Origin of the sequence: Streptomyces ossamyceticus, assembly GCF_001418475.1 — a bacterium.
Lineage (GTDB): Bacteria > Actinomycetota > Actinomycetes > Streptomycetales > Streptomycetaceae > Streptomyces > Streptomyces ossamyceticus.
On the sequence record NZ_LIQX01000528.1, the window covers coordinates 1 to 7,629 of the forward strand.

Consider the following 7,629-nt stretch of genomic DNA (forward strand, 5'->3'; position numbering starts at 1 on the left):
CCACCCCACCGTTCGACGCCCCCGCCGCCCGCAGACTCCGCACCGCCCTCGGGATGGGACCCGAGCACGTCGCCTACGGCATGCGGTCCTCGTACGGTCTCCCCTATGTCACCCCGGATCTGGTGAATGCCTGGGAACGCGGCACGGTGGCGCCGACGAGCCCTGAACTCACCGCTCTCGCGGGCATGTTGTGGTGCTCTCCCGGTGAACTCATCGGGGCGCCGCGTACGTTGCGCGAGCACCGCATGGCCCGGGGGACCGCACCCGAGGACGTGGCCCGCGCGATAGGCATGGACCTGACCACCTACCTCCACATGGAGGAGACCGGTGAATGGCGGGGCACCGAACGGCAGTCCACCGCCCTCGCCGATCTGCTCGACCTCTCGCTCCCCGAGCTGGTCGTCGTCACCGGACGGGAGGCGCGCCTCACCGAGCTGCTCCGCGACGCGGTCGCCACCCGCTGGCAGGCGTACGTCCGGCCGACCGCCAAGCTGCTGTCCCTCGACCGGCGCCTCCTGGAGGNNCTGGTCACTGGTCCGCCGGGCGGCCACCTACTAGGCCGTGCCCGGCGACTGCCGCCGCCACTGAAAGGCAGGTGTCCGGGACAGCCCGGACACCGTCCCGGGCGCCCTGCGGGACCGGGCGCCTAGAAGACCGACTCCGCCTCGTCCATCCGGTCCTTCGGGACCGTCTTCAGCTCGGTCACGGCCTCCGCCAGCGGCACCATCACCACGTCGGTGCCGCGCAGCGCGGTCATCCGGCCGTACTCGCCCCGGTGCGCGGCCTCCACCGCGTGCCAGCCGAAGCGCGTGGCGAGCACCCTGTCGTACGCGGTCGGGGTGCCGCCCCGCTGCACATGACCGAGGATGACCGGCTTGGCCTCCTTGCCGAGGCGGCGCTCCAGCTCGTACGCGAGGGCGGTGCCGATGCCCTGGAAGCGCTCGTGGCCGAACTGGTCGATCTCGCCGTGGCCGTAGTCCATCGAGCCCTCGGCGGGGTGGGCGCCCTCGGCGACGCAGATGACGGCAAACTTCTTGCCGCGCGCGAAGCGCTCCTCGACCATCTTGACCAGATCGGCCGGATCGAACGCGCGCTCGGGCAGACAGATGCCGTGCGCACCGGCGGCCATCCCGGACTCCAGGGCGATCCACCCCGCGTGCCGGCCCATGACCTCGACGACCATCACGCGCTGATGGGACTCGGCGGTCGTCTTCAGGCGGTCCATCGCCTCGGTGGCGACCCCGACCGCCGTGTCGAAGCCGAAGGTGCGGTCCGTCGACGAGATGTCGTTGTCGATCGTCTTCGGGACGCCGACGACCGGCAGCCCGGCGTCGCTGAGCATCCGCGCGGCGGTGAGGGTGCCCTCGCCGCCGATCGGGACCAGGACGTCGATGCCGAACTGGTGCGCCATGTCCTGCGCGTTCTCGCACGCCTCCCGCAGGCGGTCGCGCTGGAGGCGGGAGGACCCGAGGATGGTGCCGCCGCGGGCGAGGATGCCGCTGACGGACTCCAGGTCGAGGCTGCGGTAGCGACCGTCGAGCAGACCGGCGTAACCGTCCTCGAAGCCGATGACCTCGTCGCCGTAGTGGGCGACCGCTCGGTGCACGACCGACCGGATCACTGCGTTCAGGCCCGGACAGTCGCCGCCTGCGGTCAGAACTCCGATACGCATCGTGCTGTGTCTCCTGCTCGTCCTGCTGGGTGCTGGTACTTGTGAGCCGATCCGATTGTTTCACGCCTCGCAGGGGGGTGCCGCGCCCGCGGAGCCCGCCTCCGGCCGCCCGGGAGCCCCTCCCCCGCCCCGCCGACCTGATGGGCGCCTTATCCACCCTCGGAGGTATTGTCAAGAGGGTTTCTGTCCGCCGCGGCGGTGATTTCCGCACAGCCGTCACACCCTCGCGGAAACACTGCGCGAAGCCACTAAAGCGGCACTCGCGGCACCACCCAGGCACCCACCGAAGCACCCACCGAAGCACCCACCGAACCCGACATGAAACGGAGAGCCCACGTGACGCGCAGCGTGTACGTGACCGGGATCGACCGCGGCGACGGCCGCCAGGTCGTCGAACTGGGGATCATGGAGCTCCTGACCCGCCAGGTCGACCGGGTGGGGGTGTTCCGGCCGCTGCTGCACCACGGCCCGGACCGGCTCTTCGACCTGCTGCGCGCCCGGTACCGGCTCTCGCAGGACCCGGCCACCGTGTACGGCATGGACTACCACGAGGCGTCCACCCTCCAGGCCGAGCACGGCACGGACGAGCTGGTCGCGGCCCTCGTCGACCGGTTCCACACGGTGGCACGGGACTACGACGTCGTCCTCGTCCTCGGCACCGACTTCGCGGACACACAGTTCCCCGACGAGCTGTCCCTCAACGCCCGCCTCGCGAACGAGTTCGGGGCGTCGGTGATCTCCGTGGTCGGCGGCCGCAAGCAGACCGCCGAGTCGGTGGTCGCCGAGACGCACAACGCGTACCGCGCGTACGAGGGCCTCGGCTGCGACGTGATCGCGATGGTGGTGAACCGGGTCGCGCCCGGCGACCGGGACCAGATTGCCGAGCGGCTCACGGACGCGCGGCACCCCCTGGCCGTGCCCTGCTACGTCGTCCCGGACGAGCCCGCCCTGTCCGCGCCGACGGTGGCGCAGATCACCCACGCGCTCGGCGGCAAGGTGCTCCTCGGCGACGACGCGGGGCTCGCCCGTGACGCGCTGAACTTCGTCTTCGGCGGGGCGATGCTGCCGAACTTCCTGAACGCACTCACCCCCGGATGTCTGGTCGTCACCCCCGGCGACCGCGCCGACCTGGTCGTGGGTGCCCTCGCCGCCCACAGCGCGGGCACCCCGCCGATCGCGGGTGTGCTGCTGACCCTCAACGAGCGGCCCAGCGACGAGGTCCTCACGCTGGCGGCGCGGCTCGCGCCCGGCACGCCCGTGGTCGCCGTGGAGAGCGGCTCCTTCCTCACCGCCTCCGAACTCTTCTCGATGGAGGGGAAGTTGAGCGCGGTGACCCCGCGCAAGGCGGAGACCGCGCTCGGCCTCTTCGAGCGGTACGTCGACACCGCCGAGCTGCGCACCCGGGTCTCGGCACCCAGCAGCGACCGGATCACCCCGATGATGTTCGAGCACAAGCTGCTGGAGCAGGCCCGCGCCGAACGCCGCCGGGTCGTCCTCCCCGAGGGCACCGAGGAGCGGGTGCTGCACGCGGCCGAGGTGCTCCTGCGGCGCGGGGTCTGCGACCTCACGCTCCTCGGCCCCGTCGACCTGATCCGCAAGAAGGCCGCCGACCTGGGCATCGACCTCGGCGACAGCATGCTGGTCGACCCGGCGACCTCCGCGTGGCGGGACTCCTTCGCGGAGAAGTACGCGCAGCTGCGCGCCCACAGGAACGTCAGCGTCGAGCTGGCGTACGACGTGGTGTCCGATGTGAACTACTTCGGCACGCTGATGGTCCAGGAGGGCCTCGCCGACGGCATGGTCTCGGGGTCCGTGCACTCCACGGCCGCCACCATCCGGCCCGCCTTCGAGATCATCAAGACCAGGCCGGACGCGGGCATCGTCTCGTCGGTGTTCTTCATGTGCCTCGCCGACAAGGTGCTGGTCTACGGCGACTGCGCGGTGAACCCGGACCCGAACGCCGAGCAGCTCGCCGACATCGCCGTCCAGTCCGCCGCGACCGCGCAGCAGTTCGGGGTGGAGCCGCGGATCGCGATGCTGTCGTACTCCACGGGTACCTCCGGTTCGGGCGCCGACGTCGACAAGGTGCGCGAGGCCACCGAGATCGTCCGTACCCGGCGGCCCGACCTGCTGATCGAGGGGCCGATCCAGTACGACGCCGCCGTGGAGCCGAGCGTCGCGGCGACCAAGCTGCCGGGCTCCGAGGTCGCCGGGCAGGCCACCGTGCTGATCTTCCCGGACCTCAACACCGGCAACAACACCTACAAGGCGGTGCAGCGTTCGGCCGGCGCCCTCGCCGTCGGGCCGGTGCTCCAGGGCCTGCGCAAGCCCGTCAACGACCTGTCCCGGGGCGCCCTCGTCCAGGACATCGTCACGACCGTCGCCATCACCGCCATCCAGGCCCAGACCCCCGCGGCCCCGTGACCCCCACCGACGACAGAAGGCATACCACCACCGTGACCGCCACCCGCGTCCTCGTCCTCAACTCCGGTTCCTCCTCGGTGAAGTACCAGCTGCTCGACATGCGGGACAGCACCCGGCTGGCCGTGGGCCTGGTGGAGCGCATCGGCGAGCAGGGCTCCCGGCTGAAGCACACCCCGCTGACCGACGGGGGCGAGGCCAGGGAGCGCACCGGCGCGATCGCCGACCACGCCGCCGCCCTGAAGGCCGTCGCGGAGGAGTTGGCCAAGGACGGGCTCGGTCTCGACTCGCCCGAACTGGCCGCCATCGGGCACCGCGTGGTGCACGGCGGGCAGAGCTTCACCGAGCCGACGGTGATCGACGACACCGTGCTCGCCGAGATCGAGCGGCTGATCCCGGTGGCGCCGCTGCACAACCCGGCCAACCTGACGGGCATCCGCACGGCTCAGGCGCTGCGCCCGGACCTGCCGCAGGTCGCCGTGTTCGACACCGCGTTCCACACGACCATGCCGGAGTCGGCGGCGCGCTACGCGATCGACGTGGAGACCGCCGACGCCCACCGGGTGCGCCGCTACGGCTTCCACGGCACCTCGCACGCGTATGTCTCGCGGGCCACGGCCGCGTTGCTGGGCAGGGCGCCCGAGGACGTGAACGTCATCGTGCTGCACCTCGGCAACGGGGCGTCCGCGTCGGCCGTGCGCGGGGGCCGGTGCGTGGACACCTCCATGGGGCTGACGCCTTTGGAGGGGCTCGTGATGGGTACGCGCTCGGGAGACATGGATCCGGCCGTCATCTTTCATTTGATGCGCGTTGGCGGAATGTCCACGGACGACATCGACACTCTCCTCAACAAGAAGAGCGGTCTGATCGGGCTGTGCGGCGACAACGACATGCGGGAAATAAGCCGGCGTATCGACGAGGGCGACGAGCGGGCGAAGCTCGCCTTCGACATCTACATTCACCGGTTGAAGAAGTACATCGGCGCCTACTGCGCGGTGCTCGGCCGGGTGGACGCGATCGCGTTCACCGCCGGGGTCGGGGAGAACGCGGCGCGGGTGCGTCAGGCCGCCCTCGCGGGCCTGGAACCGCTGGGACCGGTGGTGGACGCCGACCTCAACGCCGTACGCGGCGACGGGGCGCGGCTGATCTCGCCGGCCGGTGCCCGGGTCGCCGTCGCGGTGGTGCCGACCGACGAGGAACTCGAGATCGCGGCACAGACGTACGCCCTGGTCGACAGATGAGCAAAGCAGTCGGGAAATACACGCCGGTAACACGATTGAGCGCATAGCCGCCCATGTGCATTCCGCCAGACGGAATATTCCGCAGCGAAACAAACCGATAGGATCGTCCCATGCGCCGTTCGAAAATCGTCTGTACTCTCGGCCCCGCGGTCGACTCCCACGAGCAGCTTGTCGCCCTGATCGAAGCCGGCATGAATGTGGCCCGCTTCAATTTCAGCCACGGCAGCCACGCCGAGCACCAGGGCCGGTACGACCGGCTCCGGGCCGCGTGCGCCGAGACCGGCAAGGCCATCGGTGTCCTCGCCGACCTCCAGGGCCCCAAGATCCGTCTGGAGACCTTCGCCGAGGGGCCGGTGGAGCTGGTGCGCGGTGACGAGTTCACCATCACCACCGAGGACGTGCCGGGCGACAAGCACATCTGCGGGACGACGTACAAGGGCCTGCCCGGTGACGTCTCCGCCGGCGACCAGGTGCTCATCAACGACGGCAACGTCGAGCTGCGGGTCATCGCGGTCGACGGCCCGCGGGTGCGCACCGAGGTCGTCGAGGGCGGTGTCATCTCGGACCACAAGGGCATCAACCTGCCCGGCGCCGCGGTGAACGTGCCCGCGCTGTCCGAGAAGGACGTCGAGGACCTCCGGTTCGCGCTGCGGATGGGCTGCGACCTGGTGGCGCTCTCCTTCGTGCGGGACGCCGACGACGTGCAGGACGTCCACAAGGTGATGGACGAGGTGGGCCGCCGGGTCCCCGTCATCGCCAAGGTGGAGAAGCCGCAGGCCGTCGAGAACATGGAGGACGTCGTGATGGCGTTCGACGGCGTGATGGTCGCCCGTGGCGACCTGGCCGTCGAGTACCCGCTCGAGAAGGTCCCCATGGTGCAGAAGCGGCTCATCGAGCTGTGCCGCCGCAACGCCAAGCCGGTGATCGTGGCGACCCAGATGATGGAGTCGATGATCACCAACTCCCGCCCCACCCGCGCCGAGGCGTCCGACGTCGCCAACGCGATCCTGGACGGCGCGGACGCGGTCATGCTGTCGGCGGAGTCCAGCGTGGGCGCGTACCCGCTGGAGACGGTCCGCACGATGTCGAAGATCGTCACGGCGGCCGAGGAGGAGCTGCTCGCCAAGGGCCTCCAGCCGCTGGTGCCGGGCAAGAAGCCGCGCACGCAGGGTGGTTCGATCGCCCGTGCGGCCTGCGAGATCGCCGACTTCCTCGGCGGCCGGGCGCTGGTGGCCTTCACGCAGTCCGGTGACACCGCCCGCCGGCTCTCCCGCTACCGCGCGTCGCAGCCGATCATCGCGTACACCACCGACGAGTCGACCCGGAACCAGCTGGCGCTCAGCTGGGGTGTGGAGTCGCACGTGGTGCCGTTCGTGAACAGCACCGACGAGATGGTGGACCTGGTCGACCACGAGATGGTGAAGCTCAACCGCTTCAACGAGGGCGACATCGCGGTCATCACCGCCGGCTCGCCCCCCGGCGTGCCGGGCACCACGAACATGGTCCGGGTGCACCACCTGGGCGGCGGCGCCCGCGACTGACGCCGCCGACGCCGTACGACAGCACCGAGGGCGCCCCCTGCTCGCAGGGGGCGCCCTCGGTGTGTTGCGGCTCCCGGACGGGTCCTGTGCGGCGCTCGGGGCGCCGTGGGCGGTCTCAGTCGGTGGTGAACTGGTGCAGCCCGGGCACGGTGAGCGTCCCGCCGAACTGGCCCGCCTGGACGACCTTCACGTTGGTGAAGTAGATCAGCGGGATGTTCAGCGGCGGCGGGTGCTTCGGGTCGAAGGTCACCGGGATCAGACCGAGCAGGTTGCCGGAGATGCTCTCCGTGTACATGATCGTCTTGCCGTCGCGGATGGTGGACGTGCTGCCCTTGCGCGCCTGCACGTGGTAGGTGACGCCGGCCTGCTTGTCGTCGACCGTCTGGTGGAGGTCGCCGATGTCGGTGCCGTCGGAGATGACGTACTTCAGCACCTCCTTGACCGAGCCGTCGGCGGTCCGCACCTTGACGATGCCCTGGTAGTCGGCGCCCTTCAGCAGCAGGGAGCTGGCGTTCAGGTACCAGGGGTCGTTCGGCAGGGCGGGGATGCCCTTCTCGACGCCGCTCTCGTCCTCGGTGGCGACGGGGCAGTCGTCGGCGTTCACCTTGTCGCTCGGCGACGGGGTGGGGCTCGGGGTCGCGGTGGCGTCGTCGGCCGTGTCCTCGGCGTCGTCCTTCGCGTCCTTCGCCGCGTCCGTGACGTCCTTGGCCGTGTCGGTCACCTTGTCGGTGGCGTCGTCCTTCGCGTCCTTCGC

At 70.5% G+C, this 7,629-nt stretch carries 5 protein-coding genes and 1 pseudogene; 4 read left to right on the forward strand and 2 right to left on the reverse strand.

From position 1 onward, the window contains the following. Positions 1 to 522: helix-turn-helix domain-containing protein (locus AOK15_RS32000; RefSeq protein WP_240508694.1), on the forward strand; the 522-nt coding region annotated here is incomplete at both ends. Between the two features lie 124 nt (positions 523 to 646). On the opposite strand, the gene AOK15_RS32005 is transcribed toward AOK15_RS32000, so the two are convergent. Further along, entirely contained in the window at positions 647 to 1,672 is a 1,026-nt protein-coding gene (locus AOK15_RS32005; protein WP_055521822.1) for an ATP-dependent 6-phosphofructokinase, read from the reverse strand. Between the two features lie 336 nt (positions 1,673 to 2,008). Between AOK15_RS32005 and pta the strand changes: the two genes are divergently transcribed. The 3 genes from pta to pyk all read left to right on the forward strand — a co-directional run bounded on the left by pta (position 2,009) and on the right by pyk (position 6,875). After that, positions 2,009 to 4,096, forward strand: a complete 2,088-nt coding sequence (pta, locus tag AOK15_RS32010; RefSeq protein WP_055521823.1) for a phosphate acetyltransferase — start codon at positions 2,009 to 2,011, stop codon at positions 4,094 to 4,096. Between the two features lie 32 nt (positions 4,097 to 4,128). Then, positions 4,129 to 5,334 (forward strand): acetate kinase, encoded by a 1,206-nt coding sequence (locus AOK15_RS32015; protein WP_055521824.1) that lies wholly within the window; start codon positions 4,129 to 4,131, stop codon positions 5,332 to 5,334. 110 nt (positions 5,335 to 5,444) lie between these two features. Then, positions 5,445 to 6,875, forward strand: a complete 1,431-nt coding sequence (gene pyk / locus AOK15_RS32020) for a pyruvate kinase (protein ID WP_055521825.1) — start codon at positions 5,445 to 5,447, stop codon at positions 6,873 to 6,875. 115 nt (positions 6,876 to 6,990) lie between these two features. On the opposite strand, the pseudogene AOK15_RS32025 reads toward pyk, so the two are convergent. After that, positions 6,991 to 7,629, reverse strand: a pseudogene (locus AOK15_RS32025) (hypothetical protein); the annotation flags it as partial.